Below are 20,515 nucleotides of genomic sequence, written 5' to 3' on the forward strand. Positions count from 1 at the left end.
CTGATGAAAAACATATATGAAATATTGCTGTCTTTAAGAACAAGCCTCTGGCTTCTCTTTCTGATCACGCTCTTTTTTATAGCAGGCGCGGTCATCATGCCCTCCTATCCTGAGTTCTCTTCAATTGACATCCCGCTCTTTAAATGGCTTGTGCAGCAGCCGTCCGGCGCAACGTGGTGGTTATGGGGAGCTGTCGGTCTGCTTGGTATACTTTCGGTAAACACGCTTTTTTGCAGCATCGAATCGATCATCAAAAAGAGAAAGGTGACCCAGTGGCTGCTTCTTATCTCGCCGCAGATAATTCATATAGGATTTATCTTTATTCTTCTTGCTCATCTTCTGGGCGCTGTCGGCAGCTATCATTATAAAGTCGCTGTTGCAGAGGGCTATCAGGTCAAAATATCAGAGGGTGAACTTCTCAGGGTAAAGAATATTGATATACAGGTTGATCCTCAGGGATATGTAAATGACTGGAGCCTTGATCTGGAGTATTTATCCGGCGGTATGGTTATTGATGAAGACCGGATAGCTCCCAATAAACCGTCACTCCATAACAGCCTGAATATTATTGCAAAAGATGTTCAGCCGTATCCAAAAGCAGCGCTTCTGCAGATAAGCAAAGACCCGGGCGCTGTATGGGCGCTTGCCGGCAGCATCCTCTTTATCACCGGCATTCTCACACTCATCGTGTTAAAAATAAGGATAGAAAAGATAACGGTTTGATATGTCAAATATGAAGACTACAGTAATCATCCCGGCGCTGAATGAGGAAGAGACTCTCCCGAAAGTCCTTGCGGACATGCCTCACGGCATAATAAACGAGGTGATAGTTGTTGATAATGGGAGCTCTGACAGGACCGCTCTCATAGCAAAAGATTGGGGCGCTACTGTGCTCTTTGAGTCAAGAAGAGGCTATGGCTATCCCTGTCTCAGGGCGATCGAATACCTGAAGACAGCCCCGCCTGATGTCGTGGTCTTTGTTGACGGAAACTACAGCGACCATCCTTCAGAGATACCAAAACTACTTAGGCCCATTGAGAAAGACGGGTATGACATGGTGCTCGGGTCAAGGGTTATGGGAGAATGTGAAAAGGGCGCGCTCCGGCCGCCTGTGCTCTTCGGCAACTGGCTTGCCACAACACTGATGAGGCTATTTTACGGTTTCAGATACACTGACCTCGGCCCGTTCAGGGCTGTAAGGTTTGATAAGCTCCTTGCCCTTGATGTCAAAGACAATCTCGGCTGGACGCTTGAGATGCAGATAAAGGCTGTGAAGAAAAGATACAAGATTCTTGAGGTTCCTGTAAGTTACCGGAAAGGCGAGGGGAAATCCAAGCTGACAGGAAATATAAAGGGAATATTCAAGGTCGGGTTCAAGATACTCTGGAATATCTTCAAATACCTTTTTACGAATTGATAGCGCACTGCTTTTGTATGAAAAAAAGACTTGAATCTTTCCTGTTTTTAATGTTTAACTTATATCAGGATGCTTTTTATCCTTATTATTTTTTCTTGCAATAATCCAATATCATGAAAGAAGAAACGAAGAACAATCAACTTGATATGAAGTCCCTTCCTGCCATCCAGATAATAGATGCGATGGGTGACGGCATCAGCGTTCAGGATACTGATTTCAAGGTGCTGTACCAGAATCAGGCTCATATAAAGATGGCTATGGGAGAGTTTGTCGGAGAGTACTGCTATAAGGCATACGCTCATAGTGATAAGATTTGCAAGAACTGCCCTGTTGCCGCGTCATTTAAGGACGGCAATGTCCACTCATTAATAAAGCCATCTCCACCGGACAGGGATATCCCGGATATTGAGATAAAGGCGTCACCGCTAAAAGACACTTCAGGAAGAATAATAGCCGGTATTGAGATAGTGAGAGATATTTCCGAGCGTATTAAGACTGATGCAAGGCTTGCAGAGAGCGAGGAGCGCTACAGGGAACTCTTTGATAATGCCCATGATTTGATCCAGAGCGTTAGCCCGGACGGGAAGTTCATATATGTTAATAACGCCTGGCTTCAGACGATGGGCTATACGATGAAAGAGCTTCAAAGTATCACCATGTTCGACCTCATAGATCCGAGCTGCATGGGCCACTGCATGGAGCTCTTCAAAAAGGTGATGTCAGGGGAGCCTCAGAGGAATATTGAAGCGATCTTTATTGCCAAAGACGGACATAAAGTAGAAGTTGAAGGCAATGTGGGCTGCCGCATTATTGACGGGAACCCCGGCGCTACCCATGGAATATTCAGGGATATTACCGAGCGTAAAAAGTCAGAATATGCCCTGATATTCAACGAGGAGCGTTACCGGTCACTTGTCGAATCGACTGAGGATTCAATATATCTTCTTGACAGAGACTGTAAATATCTCTTTATGAACAAACACCATATAGAGAGGCTTGGCCTGGCAGAGTCCGGATATGCCGGTAAAGGATACGGGGATCTGCACTCAGCAGAAGATACGGAATCTTTTGCCAAACTGATAGACAAGGTATGTGATACCGGGGAGTCTTCCCAGCAGGAGTATAAGTACAAGGGGATCAATGATGATAGGCACTTGCACTTCATCAGGACCCTCAGCCCTGTAAAAGACAAGGATGGCAAAGTTACCGCAGTTACTGTTTTATCAAAGAATATAACTTCCCGCAAGCGCTTCGAGTTTGAGCTTCAGATGAATGAAGAGAGGTACAGGTCACTGGTTGAATCTACAGAGGATTCGATATATCTTGTTGACAAGAATTACAAGTACCTGTTCATGAACAAGAAGCATATATCGAGGATGGGGCTTCTGGATTATGATTTTAAAGATCACTCTTATGTTGAACTTCACTCTCCCAAAGAGACAAAGGAGTTCATAAAATTGATCGATGAGGTATTTGACACAGGCCTCTCCATCCAGATGGACCACAAGAGTTCAAGAGATGATATGTATTTTCTCAGGACCTTAAGCCCGGTAAGGGACAAGGACGGCAAGGTCATCGCCGTCACGGTGATCTCCAAAAATATTTCCGACAGGAAAAGGATGGAGGAAGAACTCCGTACCCTCTCAATTACAGATGAGCTTACAGCCCTTTATAACAGGAGAGGATTTCTCATGCTTGCCGGCCAGCAGCTTAAGCTGGCGAACCGCCTGAAAAGAGGGGTGCTCATCTTTTACGCCGACTTGGATGACCTGAAGATCATAAATGACAAGTACGGGCATCAGGAAGGCGACCGCGCCATTTCTGAGACTGCCAATCTTCTGAGGGAAGTCTTCAGGGAGTCTGATATTATAGCCCGTATCGGCGGCGATGAGTTTGTTGTGTTCCCTGTGCATACCACCGGTTACAGCACAGAGACACTTAGCGCCAGGTTCAAAGAACATCTCAGGGTTTACAATACGAAAAGATCTGCCCCATATGATCTCTCTATTAGCATAGGGATCGCGTATTATGAAAAGTGCAGCCATTCAATTGAGGAACTCCTGGTTCAGGCTGACAAGCTGATGTATGAACAAAAGAAAGAGAAACAGAAAAAATGATACGGCAATCGGATCAGGTTTTCTGTTGAGGTTTATTCTTTAAGTACATCTTTATCTCATGCTCAAAGTTATCGCTGAAGCCCCCCTTGCCGAGGTTATCACTTATCTCATCAAGGCTCCATGCACGCACTTCATCTATCTCGTCATGCTGAAACTTTATCTTCCCGGCATAGACACATGAAAATGTATAAACAAGCTCTGTCTCATAAGGGTTTGAGTGGATGTATGTATAAAGGAATTCAGTATTGCAAGAGGTTATGCCTAACTCTTCTTCCATCTCACGGCTGAGCGCTTCATCAATGGATTCTCCAGCATTGACATGTCCACCGACGGAAGTGTCCCATCTGCCCGGGGCTACATCTTTAGTCATTGACCGTTTCTGCAGAATAAGCCTGCCATTTATATCAAATACAAGCGCATGAACAACTTTATGCATTAATGAAGGATTGCCGTGTATCTTAGTTCTCGCGAGGGTCTTTATCGTCCTTCCATCCTCATCTACAACATCTAAAAGCTCTTCGCTCATTCCGCCTCCCTTTCTGTTGAATTATTATAAACAAGGTGCTATAGTCTTTGCATGAAAACCGCCCTTACCATAGCAGGCTCTGACCCTACCGGAGGCGCAGGCTTGCAGGCTGACCTGAAGGTATTCATGTCTCTCGGGGTCTACGGCCTGAGCATCCCGTCCGTGCTTACCGCGCAGAACACAAGAGGGGTGCATGATGTGCATGAGGTGCCTGCTGATTTTTTCTCTAAACAGATCAGCCATCTACTCAATGATATCCGGCCGGATGCCCTTAAGACAGGCATGATATATTCTCCTGAGATTGTCCAGCTGATAGCCCAAAATATCAAAGAACACTCTTTGAATAACCTTGTCATTGATCCTGTGACCGTCTCTTCAACCGGCGTGCCTCTTATTAAAGAAGGCACCCTTGAGGCGATCAAAGAGATCCTCTTTCCTCTCGCAAAGGTGGTGACCCCTAACTTATATGAGGTCTCTCTTCTCACCGGCATGGAGGTCATTGAAGAGGATGAGATGAAAGAGGCTGCTGTCAAACTCATGCGGCTCGGCCCGGAGAATGTGATAATCACAGGCGGGCATCTTCAGGGAAGGGCGATGGATCTGCTCTTTGACGGGGATGATTTCTTCCTGCTTGAAGGCGGCAGGGTTGAAGGTGACTTTCATGGAACGGGATGCGTATTTTCATCTGTCATAACGGCAAGCCTTGCGCTCGGTTATGATGTAAAGGCGTCAATGGTCAAGGCAAAGGCGTTCACGCTGAAGGCTATTGAGAGTGCGGAGACATTCGGCAGCGGGCTGAGGATACTGGGGATTTAATTATTCTTTTTCGCTTGCGACCCTTATTACTGTCTTAACATTTCCTCTAGGATTAAAGTCCCCGACTACTTCAACCTGCCTTGGTTTCAGGAGTTTCTTCAGGTCATCGAATATCTTATTCGTAACTGATTCGTGAGATATGCCCTCGTTCCTGAAACTGTTGAGATACAGCTTAAATGACTTCAGCTCTACTATATATTTATCCGGAACATAGCTTACCCTTATGGTCGCAAAATCAGGATAGCCTGAGCGCGGGCAGAGGCAGGTAAATTCGCACGAACTTATTTCAATCGTGTAGTCCTTTTCAGGGTTTGGGTTAGGCCATCTTTTCAACCCTGCGCCTGCTATAGCTTTTTCACCGTATTTCATACGAAAGTATTATACCTGATTACTGCTTTCCAATTCCCCGCTCCGCTTTAAATCACGCCTAACTTGTTATTTAAATGAAAAATCATTTAAATTAGAATTATGGCTGTGCTACCTATAATAAAGTACCCTGATAAGGTATTGCTGAAGAAGACATTGATCGTCAAGAAGTTTGATGATGAGCTGCAGGACCTTATCGATAATATGATAGAGACGATGTATGCCGCGCCGGGAGTCGGGCTTGCAGCCAATCAGGTCGGGGTATCCAAACAGGTGGTTGTAATTGACGCGAGCACTGAGGATGAAGATATCCAGCTTATCACGCTTATTAATCCTGTTCTGGTCTTTTCTGAGGGAGAGATCGAGATGGAGGAGGGGTGCTTAAGCCTGCCGGGATATTATACCGTTGTGCGCAGGTTTGAAAGGGTGATTGTGAAGGCGCTGGACAGGGAGAGCAATGAGATAGAGGTTGAGGGTACAGGGCTTTTATCCAGGGCGCTCCAGCATGAGATCGACCATCTGAACGGCGCCTTGCTCATAGACAGGATAGGCCGCATCAGAAAGGATTTTTTCAAAAAGCGTTTCTTGAAAGAGAGAAAGAAAGAGAAGGTAGGCCCTTAAAGGTGAACTCTTGAATATCGTCTTTTTCGGCACACCTGAATTTGCAGTCCCCGCACTTAAAGCCCTTCTGGATAATAAACATCAAGTGCTTGCCGTTGTAACCCAGCCTGACAGGCCTTGCGGACGCGGAAGGCATATCGCATATTCTCCGGTAAAAGCTGCGGCTGATGCAGCAGGGCTTAGGATAATCCAGCCGGATAGGGTCAGGGATACAGGTTTCATAGAAGAACTGAGGAAGATCGGCGCTGATGTGATAGTGACCGCGGCATATGGACAGATCCTTCCCCGTGAAATACTCAACATGCCTGAGAAGGGTTGTATAAATGTTCATGCGTCTCTGCTTCCGAAATACCGCGGCGCTTCACCAATTAGCCAGTCTGTCATCAATGGCGACACTGAGACAGGCGTAACAACTATGCTCATGGATGAGGGCATGGATACAGGAGATATCCTGCTTCAGGAAAAGGTTGAGGTATCTTATACTGATACTGCTGGAAGCTTATCCCGGAGGCTCTCTGTTGTCGGGGCTGAACTTCTTCTTCTCACCCTTGAAAGATTGGAAGAAGGCGGCATTGTCCCAAAGCCTCAGGCAGGGGAAGTTTCTTTTGCCCCTCTTCTTAAAAAGAGCGACGCTATTATTCAATGGGAAAGGACGGCAATAGATTTGTACAATTTCATAAGGGGCATGAACCCGTGGCCCTGCGCTTACACTTTTCTTGAAGGTGATATGATAAAGATATTAAGATCAGAAAGAATGGACGGCGAGGCAGAGGCAGGTGTCGTAAGCATGGTAACCAAGAAAGAGATCTTCGTAGGAACGGGCAAGGGGCTGCTATCCATACTTGAGGTACAGGCTCCGGGCAAAAGGCCGATGGATATAAAAGCTTTTTTACAGGGCAGGCGCATTCATGAAGGGGTGAGGTTCAATGACAAACCGGCTGCTTAGATGGCTCTTCTTTAAGGCAGGGTTTCCCGTGGTCATTATATGGGGATGGCTCTTCAGGATAGACAGCAGGAGGATTCAGGGCATATTGATAAAGATCAATAATGCGCTTGTCATGAGGGCATGGACAGGGCCTGTCAAAACTCTGCTTCTTCTGCTCCCGCACTGCATACAGAGGAGCGAATGCAGCATAAGGATCACATTTGATATTACAAATTGTAAGATGTGCGGGAAATGCCCGGTCGGTGACCTTGTAAAGGTTGCGGATAAACATAAGCTGAACCTCTCGGTGGCAACAGGCGGCGGTATCGCAAGGAGAACAGTTGATAGTGTCAAGCCTGATGCCGTGGTGGCTGTTGCCTGCGAGCGCGACCTCATAAGCGGTATCAGGGATATATACCCCGTTCCCACTCTGGGGATATTGAACGAGAGGCCCTTCGGCCCGTGTTTCAACACAAGCGTTGATATAATCCTTGTCGAGAAGGCGATAGCTTTTTTCGCCGGATAAATTTACTTAAATAACTCCCGCAGACTCAGCTTCTTCTCTGAATGCTTTATCTTGCAATGTTTCCGTAATTATTTTAATCTTATCTATGTTTAAAAATTTCATCAGGATGTTCTCATATTTCATTGGTTTTGTCCTTCTTGCGGCAGCTGCATTCTTTCTGGTATATAAACTGCTGAATTTCAATAAAGTAGCCATGCCCTCTCTCACAGGCAAGAGCATCTTTGAGGCACAGGAACTTCTTCAGCCCGGAGGATTATCGCTCGTGGTTGAAGGCGAGGAATATGATACAGATATCCCGAAAGATCATATTCTAAAGCAGGACATCCCTGCCGGAGAGAAGGTCAAGTCAGGAAGCGAGATAAAGGTCATAACAAGCAAAGGCGTTGAAATGTTTTCCATGCCCTCTTTTGAGGGGCAGGTTTTTGAAGAGGCGAAACTGACCCTTTTAAATCTCGGGATGAATGTCGGCAAGGTCACAAGCGTGCATTCTGATTCTGTAGAAGAGGGTGTGATAATCGCACAGAGGCCTCTGCCCGGGAATGTGCAGAGCAGCAAGGTGAACTTTCTTGTGAGCCTCGGGCCGTACGATGTTTCATACTTATGCCCCTCATTTGTCAAGATGACTGTTGATGATGCCAGAGCGCTGGCAGCGACACTCGGCATAAAGCTTGTTGAGCAGGAAGAGGGCAATGTCGTAATATTCCAGAAACCTGAGGCAGGAGCAACCATTCAAAGGGATGACTCTATTGAGGTGACATTAGGACGGCGCGGGGGCGTCTGGTTTTAGATATAATATGCTGACATTATTCAATAAATATAAGGAGAAAACATGATCAAGATAGCGCCGTCGATATTGTCTGCTGATTTTGCAAGGCTTGGAGATGAGATAAAGGCTGCTGAAAATGCAGGGGCTGATTTCATTCACATTGATGTAATGGACGGGCACTTTGTCCCGAATATAACTATCGGGCCGCTTGTTGTCAAAGCTGCCAGGAAGAGCACATCACTGCCTCTTGACGTGCATCTTATGATAGAGGATCCTGATAAATATATTGATGAATTTGTTGACAGCGGGGCGGATATCATAACAGTGCATGCAGAGTCATGCGTCCACCTGCACAGGACGATACAGAAGATAAAGGAGCGCAAAGTTAAGGCAGCTGTCTCTTTCAACCCCTCAACCTCTCTGCACGAACTGGAGTTCATACTGCCTTACCTTGATATGGTGCTTATCATGTCTGTCAATCCGGGATTCGGCGGGCAGAAGTTCATACCCGAGTCCTTGCAGAAGATAGAGATGCTGAAGAACATACTGCTCGACAGAGACTCAAAGGCTGAGATAGAGGTTGACGGCGGTGTCACGGTTGACAATGTTGCTGAAGTGCAGAAGGCAGGCGCGGATATAGTCGTCATGGGAAGCGCGTTCTACAACTCCAAGGATTATACTGAGACAGTGAGGATGGTCAGGGAAAGGTGCAAGTGAGCTGTGAAAATTATTTCCCTATACGAACTTAATCAGCTCATCAGGGCTGTTCTTGAAGGTTCATTTCCTGAGACGTTCCTTATCACAGCTGAGATAGCATCATGCGATGTGAAGAATCATTGCTACCTCTCTCTTGTTGATAAAGAGAATGATGCCATCAGGGCTGAGATCAAGGCTGTCATCTGGGCTGATAAATATAAAAAACTCTCTGCAGTATTCACACAAGCCACAGGTGTTGAACTTACTAAAGGAATTAAAATACTCTTTGAAGCTTCTGTAAGTTTCCACGAAAGATACGGGCTTAAGCTCAATATCGTAAACATTGACCCTTCTTACACCATCGGCGAGATGGCTGTAAAGAGAAAAGAGATATTAGAGCGGCTTGTCAAAGAGGGGCTCAAAGACAGGAACAAAGAGCTTGAATTCCCCCTTGTCCCGCAGAAGATAGGTATAATCTCTTCATCAACAGCTGCGGGTTATGAAGACCTGATGACTCACCTGGCAAACAACTCCTACGGATATAAATTCACATGCAGACTTTATGAAGCACTTATGCAGGGCGACAGGGCTGAGGAGTCGGTTGTGAGCGCACTTCAAAAGTGTATGGCTGATGCTGCCAGGCTTGATGTTGTCGTCATTGTGAGAGGCGGAGGCGGACAGGCAGACCTCCAGTGCTTTGACAGCTACGAGATAGCAAAGTCCATCGCCTTCATGCCTGTTCCTGTGATCGCAGGCATAGGTCATGAGCGTGACATCACCGTTGTTGATGAGGTATCAAACATGCGCGCCAAGACTCCGACCGCTGTCGCAGACCTTATAATTACAAGGGTGAAAGATTTTGAGGACAGGCTTGATTCATTGACGCATAATCTTGTCCATGGCACTCAGCGGCTTACATCAGATGAGAGAGAGAGGATATCAGCTCTTGCAAAAAACCTTGAGGCTGCCGTCAGAAAAGAACAGCTTGATAACGCATACAGGCTTGGTATTTTTATAAAAGGTTTAAAATATTCCCTCAAGCTGATACAGTCTGAAAAGGAGAGGCTTCGCTCCAGAGAGGGCAATGTAGGCCATCTCAATCCGGCGAATGTGCTTAAGAGGGGCTACAGCATCACATACCACAACGGCAAAGCGATAAGCTCTTCTGCAGAAGCAGAGGCTGGAGATATATTGCGCACAGTTCTGCATAAGGGAGAATTGACAAGCACAGTTGAAAAGCAAAGCAGGAGGAAGACTCATGGATGATACGCCAAGTTATAAAGACGCAATTGAAGAGATAGAATCAATTGTCGGAGAGATCGAGAACGAGAGCATAGACATTGACGCATTGGCTGAAAAGGTCAAAAGGGCTGCCTATCTTATCAAATACTGCAAGACGAAATTAAAGAATACCGATAATGAGGTCAAGAAGGTTTTAAAAGAGTTTGAAAAAGAGAGTTGAAAATATAATTTTATTAACAATGGAGAAGACAGATGAATAATTCAGCAATAAAATATTTTGAAGCAGCAGAGAAGCAGAGAAAATCAGCGCAATACGCAAAGGCGGTCGCTTCCTATATAACCGCTCTTGATATTTTCAAAGAGGAATCAGACCTTACAGGCATACTCAACTGCACTATCGCGATAGCCGATACACTCAGAGCGAAAGGCGATTTCAGTCTTGCAAAGGTATTCTATGAAGAAGGATTGGGCATTGCCGAGGCGCTTGATGACAGGGCATCAGAGGCGGACGCGATGACAGGGCTCGGGCTTTCCATAAGAGCGTTAGGCGACTGGAAAGAGGCGATGCGTCTAATAGATAAGGCAAACAGGATATACGGCTCTATGGATGACAGGTATGGAGAGGCGTTTTCCATTTGGGCAAAGGCAGGGACATACAGGATAAAGGGTGATGTTAAAAAGGCGGTCGAGACATTTCATGACGCGCTTGTCCGTTTCAGAAAGCTCAAAGACAAGTCAGGGGTAGCGTATTCCTACTGCGGTCTTGGAGGCTCTTCAAGGGTCTCAAATAATTTCAGTGACTCCGGGAAGTATTACACGCTTGCCAATAAGAACTTCCAGGAGCTGAACGACAGCTTCGGCATGGCGTATTCATACTGCGGGCTTGGCAATGTCCAGAGGATGCACGGCAATTACAAAGAGGCGCTCGCGTATTTCAAAAAAGCGGGCGTCCTATACAAAAAGATAGGCGACAGGGTCAGCTATGCTTACACCTTATGGAGCGTAGGCGTGTCGAATATCATGCTTGGTGATTTTGAAAAGGCAAAGAAGAGTTTTGATGAATCCGACAGTTTTTTCATAGAGACAAAAGACCCCAGAGGCAGGATCTACTGCATGCTCGGATTTTCCGAACTTGATTATCTCTCAGGCAGAAAGAAGAAAGCAGAGGCGACAGCTTCCAAAGCGATAAAACTCGCAGAGAAATATCAGTTCAAGCTTGAGATGGGATACGCGAAAAGACTTTCCAAAGCGATAGCGTCCGGTAATGTTTTTCCATTGAACCTGCCATAGGTTATTTAATTAATACTATGACAATGACAAGCGAACAACCTCTGTTTGTCATTATCATACCGCTATGGCTGGCTGAACTAAAACAATATGCACTTTACTTTAGGTTGAACTTAAAGTAAAGTGACAATCCCGAATCATGCCAAAAGCCCACCCAAATCCTCACTGATTAGCACGAGATTTCCGCTGAAGTTGTTGTAATCAACTTCCTTGAAATAAACCATTCTTTCTGTTACTCTAAATGCAATTTCAAGATGAATTCCCCCGATGCTCTAACTGTAAAGGAAGAACCAAGAAAGGCAGGACAGCTTGACAGGGTCATTGCCAAGACGATCGATTTTATAATTGTCGGAGCGCTTGTTGAGATAATTCCTGTGGCAGGCTATTTTGCAGGGCTGGTATATCTTCTGATCTCTGACGGGGTGAATGAGGGCAGGAGCCTGGGTAAGTGGCTCATCGGATTGAGGGTCGTTCTCAGGGGTTCTCCTTCGGTGCAGTGCAGCTTGAAAGAGTCTATATTGAGAAATTTTTTCTTTGGCGTCGCATACCTTATTTTCGGCGTTTTAAGAGTGATACCGTTAATAGGGTGGATATTATCGATTGCGGTCTTTGGAGTTGTTGTATTTTTTGAATGGCTTATCATGTTCGGCAGTGTGGATGGAGGGCGTTTCGGTGACGAGATCGCCAAGACAATGGTTATTGAAGGGAAATAGGGAGGAATAGATGTTTCAGAAAATATTAGGCTGGTTCTCAAATGATCTTGCAGTTGACCTCGGCACTGCAAATACGCTTGTATATGTAAAAGGCAAGGGCATAGTCAGCAATGAGCCTTCGGTCGTGGCTGTTATGAGGCAGACGGGAAAGGTCATCGCTGTAGGCGCTGAGGCGCAGAAGATGCTCGGCAGGACACCGGCGGATATTATAGCAATGAGGCCGTTAAAGGACGGCGTTATCGCTGATTTTGATAAGACAGGCGAGATGCTCAAATACTTCATCAGAAAGGTGCATAACAGAAAGAGCTTTATCTCTCCGAGGATCGTTATCGGTGTTCCATCCGGCATTACTCAGGTTGAACAGAGGGCGGTCAAGGATGCGGCGCAGGCATCAGGCGCCAGGGAGATATATCTTATCGAAGAGCCGATGGCAGCTGCGATAGGCGTTGGAATGCCTATAGGCGAGCCTTTCGGCAATATGATAGTTGATATCGGCGGCGGCACTACAGACGTTGCGGTCATATCACTGCATGGTGTCGTATACAGCAAGGCTGTCAATGTCGGCGGCGATAAGATGGATGAGGCTATCGTCAGCTATATCAAGAGCAAGGCCAGGATACTTATCGGCGACAGGACAGCTGAATTTATCAAGAGGGAGATCGGCTCAGCTTTTCCGGTCAATGAAGAGAACAAGACAATGGATATCAAGGGCAGGGACCTTGTCTCAGGTATTCCAAAGACGGTCACTATCAATGAAGAAGAGATCAGGGAAGCCATACATGAATCTGTCATGGTCATCATAAACACGATAAAGGTCGCGCTTGAAAATACTCCGCCTGAACTGGCTTCGGATATAGTTGACAGGGGTATTATACTTGCAGGCGGCGGAGCATTATTAAGAGGGCTGGATGTTCTTTTGAGAGAGGAGACAGGCCTGCCTGTGACAGTAGCCGATGACCCGCTTCTTGCTGTTGTAAATGGCGTGGGCAAGGTGCTTGATAACCTTGATATACTGAGCAGGGTATCAATTAAGTAGAGACCCGTTATGACAAATGTCGTAGTTTATAAAAAGCTTCTAAAATAAAATTATATAATGTGTTTAAAAAAAGATATGTTGTATCCACAGTTCTTGTTGTATTAATCGCCGCTATACTTGTCTTCCAGAGCAGGATCGGGAAGGGCCGTATCACTGACACACCTGTCTACCCCATCAAGACGATCGAGAAGGTTCTCTCATCTGCAACAAAAGGAACCGGAGATTTTTTCAGGACATATATATTGCCGCGTGAGGGCCTTGAGAAGAGGGAGCTTAATGCCCGGCTCAGAAAGCTTCAGGAAGAGAGCAATAAATACATTGAGGCTGAGCTTGAGAACAAGAGGTTGAGGGATATGCTTGACCTGAAATCTCAGAGGCCTGAATTTGTAACTTCCGCAGAGGTCTTTGCAAGAGACCCTTCAAACTGGTATCAGGTCATCTGGATAAACAAGGGTTCTGATGACGGCGTTGAGAAGGAGATGATAGCTGTCACGCCGGCCGGAGTTGTCGGAAGGATACACAGGATATTCAATGACAGCTCAAGCGTTATACTGCTTACGGATGCGAGTTCAGCGCTTGCCGTGAGGATGCAGTCTACAAGGGCTGAAGGAATACTGGAAGGCAGGGGCGGCAATATATGCTACCTTAAATACGTGTCTTCAGAGGCCGAGGTTGAGGTCGGAGATGCTGTTATCTCTTCCGGGCTTGATAAGATATTCCCTGAAGGTCTTGTGGTTGGTTATGTCACAGAGCTGGTAAAGGATGAGGGCGGTATCTTTCATACCATCAAGGTTGCGCCTTCACAGGATCTTAATGCACTGGAGGAGGTTGCGATCCTGAAGAGATGAAAGACTTTCTCCTGTATACCTTGGCGGCTTTTCTGCTTATCTCACTTCAGGCTGTATTGTTCAAGGTTGTCAAACCTGACCTGCTGCTTGTTCTTGTATGTCTTTACAGCCTGAGATACGGCGGCGCAAAGAGTGTGGCATTCGGATCTGCGGCAGGGCTGATGGCAGACTCTGCAAGCGGCTTTTTGATCGGGCCTCATATTATCTCGATGCTTTCTGCGTCTGTCGTAATGAATTTTCTCAGAGAGAAGTTATTCAAGTGGAACTCTTTTATATTTGTCGTTGTGGTCACCTGTGTCACGGCAGCTGATATAATATTCATCTATATTTACACAAAGACCTTCTCCACCATCTCTCCTGTGGACATCTTATCCGGCGCTTTCATGCTGGAGGTTATTTATACAGCTGCCGCAGCGTTTGTTTTTTATCGCGTCATGATGCCTGATACAGATTTTATACAGCAGGAATCATCTTACACAAAGAACCTTTATTGGAAATCTTAAGTTTTGTTGATCGATCATTATGGAAAGAAGGATCCTTGCCAGTTCATATTTGGTATTACTTGTCTTTGCCCTCCTTGTGCTGAAGCTATTCAATCTTCAGATAATAAGAGGCGAGGAATATAAAAAGGTCTCAGACAATAACAGGCTGAAGATCGTGAGAAGGCCTGCGCCCCGCGGCATCATATACGACAGGAACGGCATGGCCTTTGTGAGCGACATGCCTTTTTTTGATGCTTCTGCTGTGAAGAAAGGCCTGCCTGAAGACTGGAATACTCTCTTCTCTCTTAGCTCACTTCTTAATATTTCCACTGAAACATTAAAGGCGATCCTTAATAAACCGCCTGTCAACAATTCTGATGAGATAAAGCTCAAGGAGAACCTGTCGTTCGATGAGGTTGCAACTCTTGAGGCGAGAAAGATGGAGTTCCCCGGCCTTCAGGTTGATGTGAGGACAGGAAGGAAGTACCTTTACGGAGCGCTTGCAGGCCATGTCTTAGGTTATTTGAACAGGCTGACCCCGGGCCAGCTGAAGAATGATGATTTCAGCGATGTCCCGCAGGAGGCATTTGTCGGGCAGTACGGCGCGGAAAAGTTCTATGATGACCTGTTAAGGGGAGTTGCCGGGGGCGAGATAATTGAAGTTGACGCAATGGGAAGGGAGATAAGGGTTGTCAGTTTCGAGCCGTCCATAAAGGGGAAGGATATCAGGCTGACCATTGATATGATGACCCAGCTTGAGGCTGAGAGGAGCCTCGCAGGGAAGACCGGCGCTGTTGTTGCTGTTGACCCTCAGACAGGCGAGATATTAGCGCTTGCAAGTTCGCCGTCCTTTGACCCCAACCTTTTCTCCGGAGGCATAAGCCATGATGAATGGAGCAGCCTTGCGGATAATCCTGACAAGCCGCTTCTTAACAGGGCGATACAGAGCCGTTATCCGCCGGCCTCGACCTTCAAGGTCATCACAGCTATAGCCGCGCTTGAGCAGGGGATAATCACTGAAGACACAACATTTGACTGCAGAGGCTCTTTGAAGATCGGCGGCAGAGATGTCGGATGCTGGCAAAAAAAGGGCCACGGCAGGATCGGCCTGCACAGGGCGCTGGCTGAATCGTGCGATGTCTATTTTTATGAGATAGGCAAAAGGATAAATATTAATACGCTTGCGGATTATGCTCAAAGGTTCGGATTGGGGAGGACTTCAGGCATTGATATTAACGGAGAGATAACAGGCATGGTTCCAACTTCTGAATGGAAAGAGAGGGTGAAGCACGAAAAGTGGTATATGGGAGAGACGGTCAGCGCTTCAATAGGCCAGGGATACATGACCGCTACGCCACTGCAGATGGCGATGCTTACCGCTGCTGTTGTCAACGGCGGCAGGCTGATCAAGCCGTCAATATTGATGAGGGATGAAGGCGGGCCTTCATTGAATGAGGAGTCTGTCCGCGTAAGGGCTGAGACGCTTGATATTATAATGAGTGGGATGAGAGGCGCGGTTCAGGAAAGGTCAGGGACCGGCTGGTCGGCAAATTCAAAACTTACCAGCATCGGGGGCAAGACCGGGACTGCGCAGGTAGTTGGCAAGGACTCTTTTTCTAAAGGCTATAATAAGAAGTTCAAAGACCATGCATGGTTCATCTCTTTTGCACCTGTAAATAACGCAGAGATAGCTGTAGCTGTCTTTGTGGAGAACGGAGGTTTCGGCGGAGTGGCTGCCGCGCCTATAGCAAAAAATGTAATAGAGGCTTACATGAAATCCAAAACAGAGAACGAGAAGCTCAGGCTTGAGAAACTGAAAGAGATGACTGAGAAGTCCATGCCGGAGATCGTGAATGAGGCATCCGGAACTGAGAGCTCAGAACCCGGAAGCGGGGACTAAAAAACTTTTATGATAGACAGAAGGCTGATATATAATTTTGACTGGGGCATGTTCATTGCCGCGCTTTTATTGGCTCTGATAGGTGTTTCAACTATCTACAGCGCCACCAGGCCTGTCTTTGATGCTGAACAGCAGTCTTTTTATATAAGGCAGCTTTACTGGATCGGGCTCAGCGTAATATTCTTTCTGGCAGTTATCAGTGTTGATTACAGGCAGATCGTCAGATATTCTTTTCTGATATACGGAGCCGGGATAATTCTTCTGATCCTGGTAATCTTCATAGGCAGGAAGGGCATGGGCGCGCAGAGGTGGATACCTCTCGGATTCCTCTCTTTTCAGCCGTCTGAATTCTTCAAGCTCTTTTTTATATTGGCAATGTCACGTTATCTTGCCGCAATGGGAGAGAATTTAGACCTCGGCATGTTAAAGATCTCAAAGATCGCCGCGGTCTTTTTTGTAGTCCCGGCTATCCTTATAGCCACACAGCCGGACCTGGGCACAGCGCTTATATTGCTCTTTATTTTCATATCCATGCTCTTCATTGCAGGCATAAGAAGAAGGCTGCTGGTGATCGCGGTTATCATAGGGATAATCTCTCTCCCCTTTGTCGGGAATGTATTCTGGGGAGGTTTGAAGGGATACCAGAAGAACAGGATAGTGGCATTCATGGATCCTAAGGTTGACCCTCAGGGGGTCGGTTATCATATCAAGCAGTCAAAGGTCACTATAGGTTCAGGCGGTTTTACAGGCAAGGGTTATATGAAGGGCACACAGGGGCCGCTGAGGTTCCTTCCTGAAAAGCATACGGATTTCATATTTGCCATCTTTGCCGAGGAATGGGGATTTGTCGGCTCGCTCATCCTCTTTCTCTTTTATCTCTTCATAATTCTGCGGGGATTTGATACCGCAAAAAAGGCGAGGGACCTTGAAGGGGCTTACCTTGCGGCAGGGATCACATTCATGTTCACTTTCTATTTCATTATCAATGCAGGCATGACGATGGGGATGACACCGGTAGTCGGCGCGCCTTTGCCTTTAATGAGCTATGGAGGCACCGCGCTTCTTTCAAATTTTCTTTCATTAGCGCTGATAGAGAATGTTAGGATGCGGAGGCTCCCGAACCCTTTTAATTAAGCTGGATTATTTATTGTCTTTATGTTGCCGGCCAAATGTCGTATAATTTTTTAACTGATCCATTAATTATAAAAGCAGGTGGGTAATGTTTGTTAAGACCGCGGAGTTCATAGGCAGGGCTGTAAAAAAACCGATAGAAGAGGTTGGGCAGGTGATCCTCCTGCTGGTTTCTGTTATAAAGCAGACTATTAAGCCTCCCTATGAGATAAGAAATACAGCAAAGCAGATGGTTGAGATAGGGATAAACTCGCTCCCTGTGGTCATTATTACCGCTGTCTTCACAGGGATGGTTCTTGCGCTTCAGAGTTATACCGGGTTTAAGAGGTTCGGTGCAGAGGGGCTTGTCGGTTCTGTTGTTGCACTGTCTATGACGAGGGAGCTCGGGCCTGTTCTCTGCGCCCTTATTGTAACAGGACGCGCAGGCGCAGCCATGGCGGCAGAGCTTGGGACCATGAGGGTCACCGAGCAGATAGACGCGCTTGAGACGCTTGCCGCCAACCCGGTCAAGTATCTCATCGTGCCGAGGTTCCTTTCAGGCCTGATAATGATGCCTGCGCTTGTCATTGTCACTGATATCATAGGGATAATGGGCGGATACTTTGTCACAGTGACTCTGTTAGGCGCAAGCTCCACTTCATACCTGAACGCGACATGGGACTATCTCGAGGCTGCGGATATTTATAACGGCCTGATAAAGGCTGCATTTTTCGGCGCATCCTTCGCTCTTATCAGCTGCTACCGCGGATATTACACAAGAGGCGGAGCTGAAGGCGTAGGCAAGGCCACTATCGGCGCTGTCGTGCTTTCATCAATGACGATACTTATCTCTGACTATTTTCTGTCAGCATGGCTTTTCTGATGATAGAGCTGATCGATATACATAAATCTTTCGGCAATAACCATGTCCTGCGCGGCGTGAACCTGAAGATAGAGAAGGGCGAGAGCCTTGTTGTTATAGGCGGAAGCGGCTCGGGAAAGAGCGTTATCCTTAAACACATAATAGGGCTGCTGGCCCCTGATAAGGGGAAGGTATTCATTGATTCCGTTGACCTCTCCGGGCTTGATGAAGACGGGCTTAACAATATCAGGAAGAAGTTCGGAATGCTATTTCAGTCAGCAGCGCTCTTTGATTCCATGAGAGTCTGGGAGAATGTGGGTTTCGGCTTGATGAGACATACCAGGATGTCTGAAAAGGAGATCAAAGAGGCAGCGTCGCAGAAGCTCAAACTCGTTGGTCTTGCCGGTGTGGAAGACCTTATGCCTTCAGAGCTTTCAGGAGGCATGAGAAAGCGCGTCGGGCTTGCCCGTGCGATAGCGATGGAGCCTGAGATACTGCTTTATGATGAGCCGACCACAGGGCTTGACCCTATAATGGCTGATGTAATAGATGAGCTTATCATAGAGATGAGGGAGAGGCTGAATATCACCTCTATCGCCATAACTCACGACATGAAGAGCGCTTATAAGATTGCAGATAGGATCGCCATGCTTTATAATGGAGTTATTATTTCAGAAGGCACACCGGATGAGATTAAAAATACCAAAGACCCTGCGGTGAAACAGTTTGTCGAGGGAAATGCCGAGGGCCCTATAACACTTCAGGGAATGGAAAGATGAAAAATTTATCAGCAGAGCTAAAAGTGGGGATATTTGCAATCATAGTCATCCTTATCCTTTCTTATATGACCCTGAAGGTTGGTATCCTCTCAAATATATTGGATAAGGGCTACAGGCTGCATGTGGTCTTTGACAATATAAGCGGCCTTGACGAGAACTCAAGGATAAAGATAGCAGGCGTTGACTCAGGCATTGTGAAAAAGATAGAGCTTAAGGATGGCAAGGCAGAGCTGACGCTCATGATAAGGCCTGAGAACAAGATCTATGAGAATGCCAAAGCCTCTTTGAGGATGACAGGGCTTCTTGGTGACAAGTACCTTTCCCTTACAACAGGAACCTCTGACCATGCCCTTCTTAAAGACGGCGATTATATAACTCATATCGACCCTTCCGCTGATATGGATGTGCTTGCCACTGAGCTCACAGCTGCCGGTGCTAACGTAGGCACACTTGCGGGAACATTAGGCGACATACTTCAGGATCCTGAAAAAAAGGCGATATCAGAGATGATCCATAACCTTAAGATAATATCAGAAGACCTGAAGGTCATACTTACCGAAAATAAGGAGCCGTTGCATGTTACCCTTGCTAATTTTGAGGAATTTTCAAAGACGCTTGCTGAAAAAGGCCCGAGCCTTATTGCCAGCCTTGAGAGGGTTGCTGCCAAGCTGGATGAAAAGGCGCCCGGGCTGGTTGATGATCTTCAGCAGGTTGTCGGAGACCTTAAAGTTGTGATCGAGGAGAACCGTTATGCGCTGAAGGATAGTGTTGAAAATATCAGAGATGTGTCTGCGTCAGTCAATAAGATCACCACCAAGCTGGAAAAAGGCGAGGGCACGATCGGGAAACTTCTGAAAGAGCAGGATCTGTATGACTCTCTGAACAAGGTTGCCGATGGGGCAGGAAAGGCGATGGATGTTGCTGACAAGCTCAGGACCTACATGGACTTCAGGACAGACTACAGTATCAGGGGCAGTGACTGGAGAGGGTATTTTGACCTTACGCTTCAGCCGAGGGCTGATAAATACTATATTCTCGGAGTGGTAAAAGACCCCAATGGTTCGGTGGAAACAACAGTTACAGATATAAACGGGGTCATATCAACCAAAGAGGAGGTTGCCAGTAAAGTCGAGTTTACTGCGCAGTTTGCAAAACGATTTGAGAATCTTGCTCTCAGGATAGGCATGACAGAGTCAACTCTCGGGGTCGGCAGTGATTATTATTTTAATGATGATATCGGCAGGGTAAGGTTTGATATCTGGGACTTTAATGCCGATGAAGTAAATGCAGACAGGGCCCATGCAAAGATAGGTGTCGATTATAAATTCTTTAATTATATGTTTGTAAGCGGCGGTATAGATAACTTCTTTAATGAAGACCAGGTCGGCGCATACATCGGCGGCGGCTTCATGTTTGAGGATGAGGACTTCAAATACATCTTCGGCAAATCACCAAACCTTTCATTGCCGTAACTCTTTTC

Annotated in this window: 23 protein-coding genes; 21 read left to right on the forward strand and 2 right to left on the reverse strand. The window is 46.5% G+C overall.

Going from position 1 to position 20,515, the window contains the following annotated elements; translation table 11 throughout:
* Positions 1-3: 3 nt before the first annotated feature.
* From Q7U10_10870 to Q7U10_10880, 3 genes are all read left to right on the forward strand, one after another.
* On the forward strand, positions 4-723 hold the full coding sequence (locus Q7U10_10870; GenBank protein MDO8283102.1) for a hypothetical protein: 720 nt from the start codon (positions 4-6) through the stop codon (positions 721-723).
* A gap of 10 nt (positions 724-733) precedes the next feature.
* The gene (locus tag Q7U10_10875) at positions 734-1,417 is read left to right on the forward strand and encodes a glycosyltransferase family 2 protein (GenBank protein MDO8283103.1); all 684 of its coding nucleotides are present in this window, start codon (positions 734-736) and stop codon (positions 1,415-1,417) included.
* A 113-nt stretch (positions 1,418-1,530) separates the two neighbouring features.
* Positions 1,531-3,534, forward strand: coding sequence for a PAS domain S-box protein (locus tag Q7U10_10880; protein ID MDO8283104.1), 2,004 nt, complete (start codon positions 1,531-1,533; stop codon positions 3,532-3,534).
* 13 nt (positions 3,535-3,547) lie between these two features.
* Here the strand turns inward: Q7U10_10880 and Q7U10_10885 are convergent, their stop codons facing one another.
* Entirely contained in the window at positions 3,548-4,060 is a 513-nt protein-coding gene (locus tag Q7U10_10885) for an NUDIX domain-containing protein (GenBank protein ID MDO8283105.1), read from the reverse strand.
* 51 nt (positions 4,061-4,111) lie between these two features.
* Between Q7U10_10885 and thiD the strand changes: the two genes are divergently transcribed.
* Entirely contained in the window at positions 4,112-4,876 is a 765-nt protein-coding gene (gene thiD, locus Q7U10_10890; protein MDO8283106.1) for a bifunctional hydroxymethylpyrimidine kinase/phosphomethylpyrimidine kinase, read from the forward strand.
* Here the strand turns inward: thiD and queF are convergent, their stop codons facing one another.
* Complete coding sequence (gene queF, locus Q7U10_10895; GenBank protein ID MDO8283107.1) at positions 4,877-5,245, reverse strand: preQ(1) synthase; 369 nt, start codon at positions 5,243-5,245, stop codon at positions 4,877-4,879.
* A 99-nt stretch (positions 5,246-5,344) separates the two neighbouring features.
* Between queF and def the strand changes: the two genes are divergently transcribed.
* The 17 genes from def (at position 5,345) to Q7U10_10980 (ending at position 20,507) form a co-directional block, all read left to right on the forward strand.
* The gene (gene def, locus Q7U10_10900; GenBank protein MDO8283108.1) at positions 5,345-5,863 is read left to right on the forward strand and encodes a peptide deformylase; all 519 of its coding nucleotides are present in this window, start codon (positions 5,345-5,347) and stop codon (positions 5,861-5,863) included.
* A 10-nt stretch (positions 5,864-5,873) separates the two neighbouring features.
* The gene (gene fmt / locus Q7U10_10905) at positions 5,874-6,809 is read left to right on the forward strand and encodes a methionyl-tRNA formyltransferase (GenBank protein MDO8283109.1); all 936 of its coding nucleotides are present in this window, start codon (positions 5,874-5,876) and stop codon (positions 6,807-6,809) included.
* On the forward strand, positions 6,790-7,314 hold the full coding sequence (locus tag Q7U10_10910; protein MDO8283110.1) for a DUF116 domain-containing protein: 525 nt from the start codon (positions 6,790-6,792) through the stop codon (positions 7,312-7,314). The genes fmt and Q7U10_10910 overlap by 20 nt, the downstream gene beginning before the upstream one ends.
* Before the next feature lie 85 nt (positions 7,315-7,399).
* Positions 7,400-8,101: a PASTA domain-containing protein gene (locus Q7U10_10915; protein MDO8283111.1), complete on the forward strand. Its 702-nt coding sequence runs from the start codon at positions 7,400-7,402 to the stop codon at positions 8,099-8,101.
* 42 nt (positions 8,102-8,143) lie between these two features.
* Positions 8,144-8,797, forward strand: coding sequence for a ribulose-phosphate 3-epimerase (gene rpe, locus Q7U10_10920; protein MDO8283112.1), 654 nt, complete (start codon positions 8,144-8,146; stop codon positions 8,795-8,797).
* A gap of 3 nt (positions 8,798-8,800) precedes the next feature.
* Entirely contained in the window at positions 8,801-10,042 is a 1,242-nt protein-coding gene (gene xseA / locus Q7U10_10925) for an exodeoxyribonuclease VII large subunit (GenBank protein ID MDO8283113.1), read from the forward strand.
* Positions 10,035-10,238 carry an exodeoxyribonuclease VII small subunit gene (gene xseB / locus Q7U10_10930; GenBank protein MDO8283114.1) on the forward strand — a complete coding sequence of 68 codons (204 nt, stop codon included), beginning with the start codon at positions 10,035-10,037 and terminating at the stop codon, positions 10,236-10,238. The genes xseA and xseB overlap by 8 nt, the downstream gene beginning before the upstream one ends.
* Positions 10,239-10,270: 32 nt before the next feature.
* Positions 10,271-11,308 (forward strand): tetratricopeptide repeat protein, encoded by a 1,038-nt coding sequence (locus Q7U10_10935; GenBank protein ID MDO8283115.1) that lies wholly within the window; start codon positions 10,271-10,273, stop codon positions 11,306-11,308.
* A gap of 251 nt (positions 11,309-11,559) precedes the next feature.
* Complete coding sequence (locus tag Q7U10_10940; protein MDO8283116.1) at positions 11,560-12,018, forward strand: hypothetical protein; 459 nt, start codon at positions 11,560-11,562, stop codon at positions 12,016-12,018.
* A gap of 10 nt (positions 12,019-12,028) precedes the next feature.
* Positions 12,029-13,054: a rod shape-determining protein gene (locus Q7U10_10945; protein ID MDO8283117.1), complete on the forward strand. Its 1,026-nt coding sequence runs from the start codon at positions 12,029-12,031 to the stop codon at positions 13,052-13,054.
* 59 nt (positions 13,055-13,113) lie between these two features.
* Positions 13,114-13,902, forward strand: a complete 789-nt coding sequence (gene mreC, locus Q7U10_10950) for a rod shape-determining protein MreC (protein ID MDO8283118.1) — start codon at positions 13,114-13,116, stop codon at positions 13,900-13,902.
* The gene (locus Q7U10_10955) at positions 13,899-14,405 is read left to right on the forward strand and encodes a hypothetical protein (protein MDO8283119.1); all 507 of its coding nucleotides are present in this window, start codon (positions 13,899-13,901) and stop codon (positions 14,403-14,405) included. Before mreC ends, Q7U10_10955 begins: the two co-directional genes overlap by 4 nt.
* 19 nt (positions 14,406-14,424) lie before the next feature.
* Positions 14,425-16,284 carry a penicillin-binding protein 2 gene (gene mrdA, locus Q7U10_10960; GenBank protein ID MDO8283120.1) on the forward strand — a complete coding sequence of 620 codons (1,860 nt, stop codon included), beginning with the start codon at positions 14,425-14,427 and terminating at the stop codon, positions 16,282-16,284.
* A 9-nt stretch (positions 16,285-16,293) separates the two neighbouring features.
* Positions 16,294-17,418 (forward strand): rod shape-determining protein RodA, encoded by a 1,125-nt coding sequence (gene rodA / locus Q7U10_10965; protein ID MDO8283121.1) that lies wholly within the window; start codon positions 16,294-16,296, stop codon positions 17,416-17,418.
* Positions 17,419-17,503: 85 nt separating this feature from the next.
* Positions 17,504-18,277, forward strand: coding sequence for an ABC transporter permease (locus Q7U10_10970; protein MDO8283122.1), 774 nt, complete (start codon positions 17,504-17,506; stop codon positions 18,275-18,277).
* Positions 18,277-19,035, forward strand: coding sequence for an ABC transporter ATP-binding protein (locus Q7U10_10975; protein ID MDO8283123.1), 759 nt, complete (start codon positions 18,277-18,279; stop codon positions 19,033-19,035). The genes Q7U10_10970 and Q7U10_10975 overlap by 1 nt, the downstream gene beginning before the upstream one ends.
* Complete coding sequence (locus Q7U10_10980) at positions 19,032-20,507, forward strand: MlaD family protein (protein MDO8283124.1); 1,476 nt, start codon at positions 19,032-19,034, stop codon at positions 20,505-20,507. Before Q7U10_10975 ends, Q7U10_10980 begins: the two co-directional genes overlap by 4 nt.
* Positions 20,508-20,515: the final 8 nt, after the last annotated feature.

The sequence above is a fragment of the Thermodesulfovibrionia bacterium genome, assembly GCA_030646035.1.
Classification (GTDB): Bacteria; Nitrospirota; Thermodesulfovibrionia; order UBA6902; family UBA6902; genus JACQZG01.

Coding starts and splice junctions, on each gene's coding strand:
- def (MDO8283108.1), top strand. CDS start 5,345: ATGGCTGTGCTACCTATAATAAAGTACCCTGATAAGGTATTGCTGAAG.
- xseB (MDO8283114.1), top strand. CDS start 10,035: ATGGATGATACGCCAAGTTATAAAGACGCAATTGAAGAGATAGAATCA.
- Q7U10_10955 (MDO8283119.1), top strand. CDS start 13,899: ATGAAAGACTTTCTCCTGTATACCTTGGCGGCTTTTCTGCTTATCTCA.
- rpe (MDO8283112.1), top strand. CDS start 8,144: ATGATCAAGATAGCGCCGTCGATATTGTCTGCTGATTTTGCAAGGCTT.
- Q7U10_10915 (MDO8283111.1), top strand. CDS start 7,400: ATGTTTAAAAATTTCATCAGGATGTTCTCATATTTCATTGGTTTTGTC.
- Q7U10_10910 (MDO8283110.1), top strand. CDS start 6,790: ATGACAAACCGGCTGCTTAGATGGCTCTTCTTTAAGGCAGGGTTTCCC.
- rodA (MDO8283121.1), top strand. CDS start 16,294: ATGATAGACAGAAGGCTGATATATAATTTTGACTGGGGCATGTTCATT.
- Q7U10_10870 (MDO8283102.1), top strand. CDS start 4: ATGAAAAACATATATGAAATATTGCTGTCTTTAAGAACAAGCCTCTGG.
- Q7U10_10880 (MDO8283104.1), top strand. CDS start 1,531: ATGAAAGAAGAAACGAAGAACAATCAACTTGATATGAAGTCCCTTCCT.
- Q7U10_10940 (MDO8283116.1), top strand. CDS start 11,560: ATGAATTCCCCCGATGCTCTAACTGTAAAGGAAGAACCAAGAAAGGCA.
- Q7U10_10970 (MDO8283122.1), top strand. CDS start 17,504: ATGTTTGTTAAGACCGCGGAGTTCATAGGCAGGGCTGTAAAAAAACCG.
- Q7U10_10885 (MDO8283105.1), bottom strand. CDS start 4,060: ATGAGCGAAGAGCTTTTAGATGTTGTAGATGAGGATGGAAGGACGATA.
- Q7U10_10875 (MDO8283103.1), top strand. CDS start 734: ATGAAGACTACAGTAATCATCCCGGCGCTGAATGAGGAAGAGACTCTC.
- thiD (MDO8283106.1), top strand. CDS start 4,112: ATGAAAACCGCCCTTACCATAGCAGGCTCTGACCCTACCGGAGGCGCA.
- queF (MDO8283107.1), bottom strand. CDS start 5,245: ATGAAATACGGTGAAAAAGCTATAGCAGGCGCAGGGTTGAAAAGATGG.
- Q7U10_10975 (MDO8283123.1), top strand. CDS start 18,277: ATGATAGAGCTGATCGATATACATAAATCTTTCGGCAATAACCATGTC.
- Q7U10_10980 (MDO8283124.1), top strand. CDS start 19,032: ATGAAAAATTTATCAGCAGAGCTAAAAGTGGGGATATTTGCAATCATA.
- mrdA (MDO8283120.1), top strand. CDS start 14,425: ATGGAAAGAAGGATCCTTGCCAGTTCATATTTGGTATTACTTGTCTTT.
- Q7U10_10935 (MDO8283115.1), top strand. CDS start 10,271: ATGAATAATTCAGCAATAAAATATTTTGAAGCAGCAGAGAAGCAGAGA.
- Q7U10_10945 (MDO8283117.1), top strand. CDS start 12,029: ATGTTTCAGAAAATATTAGGCTGGTTCTCAAATGATCTTGCAGTTGAC.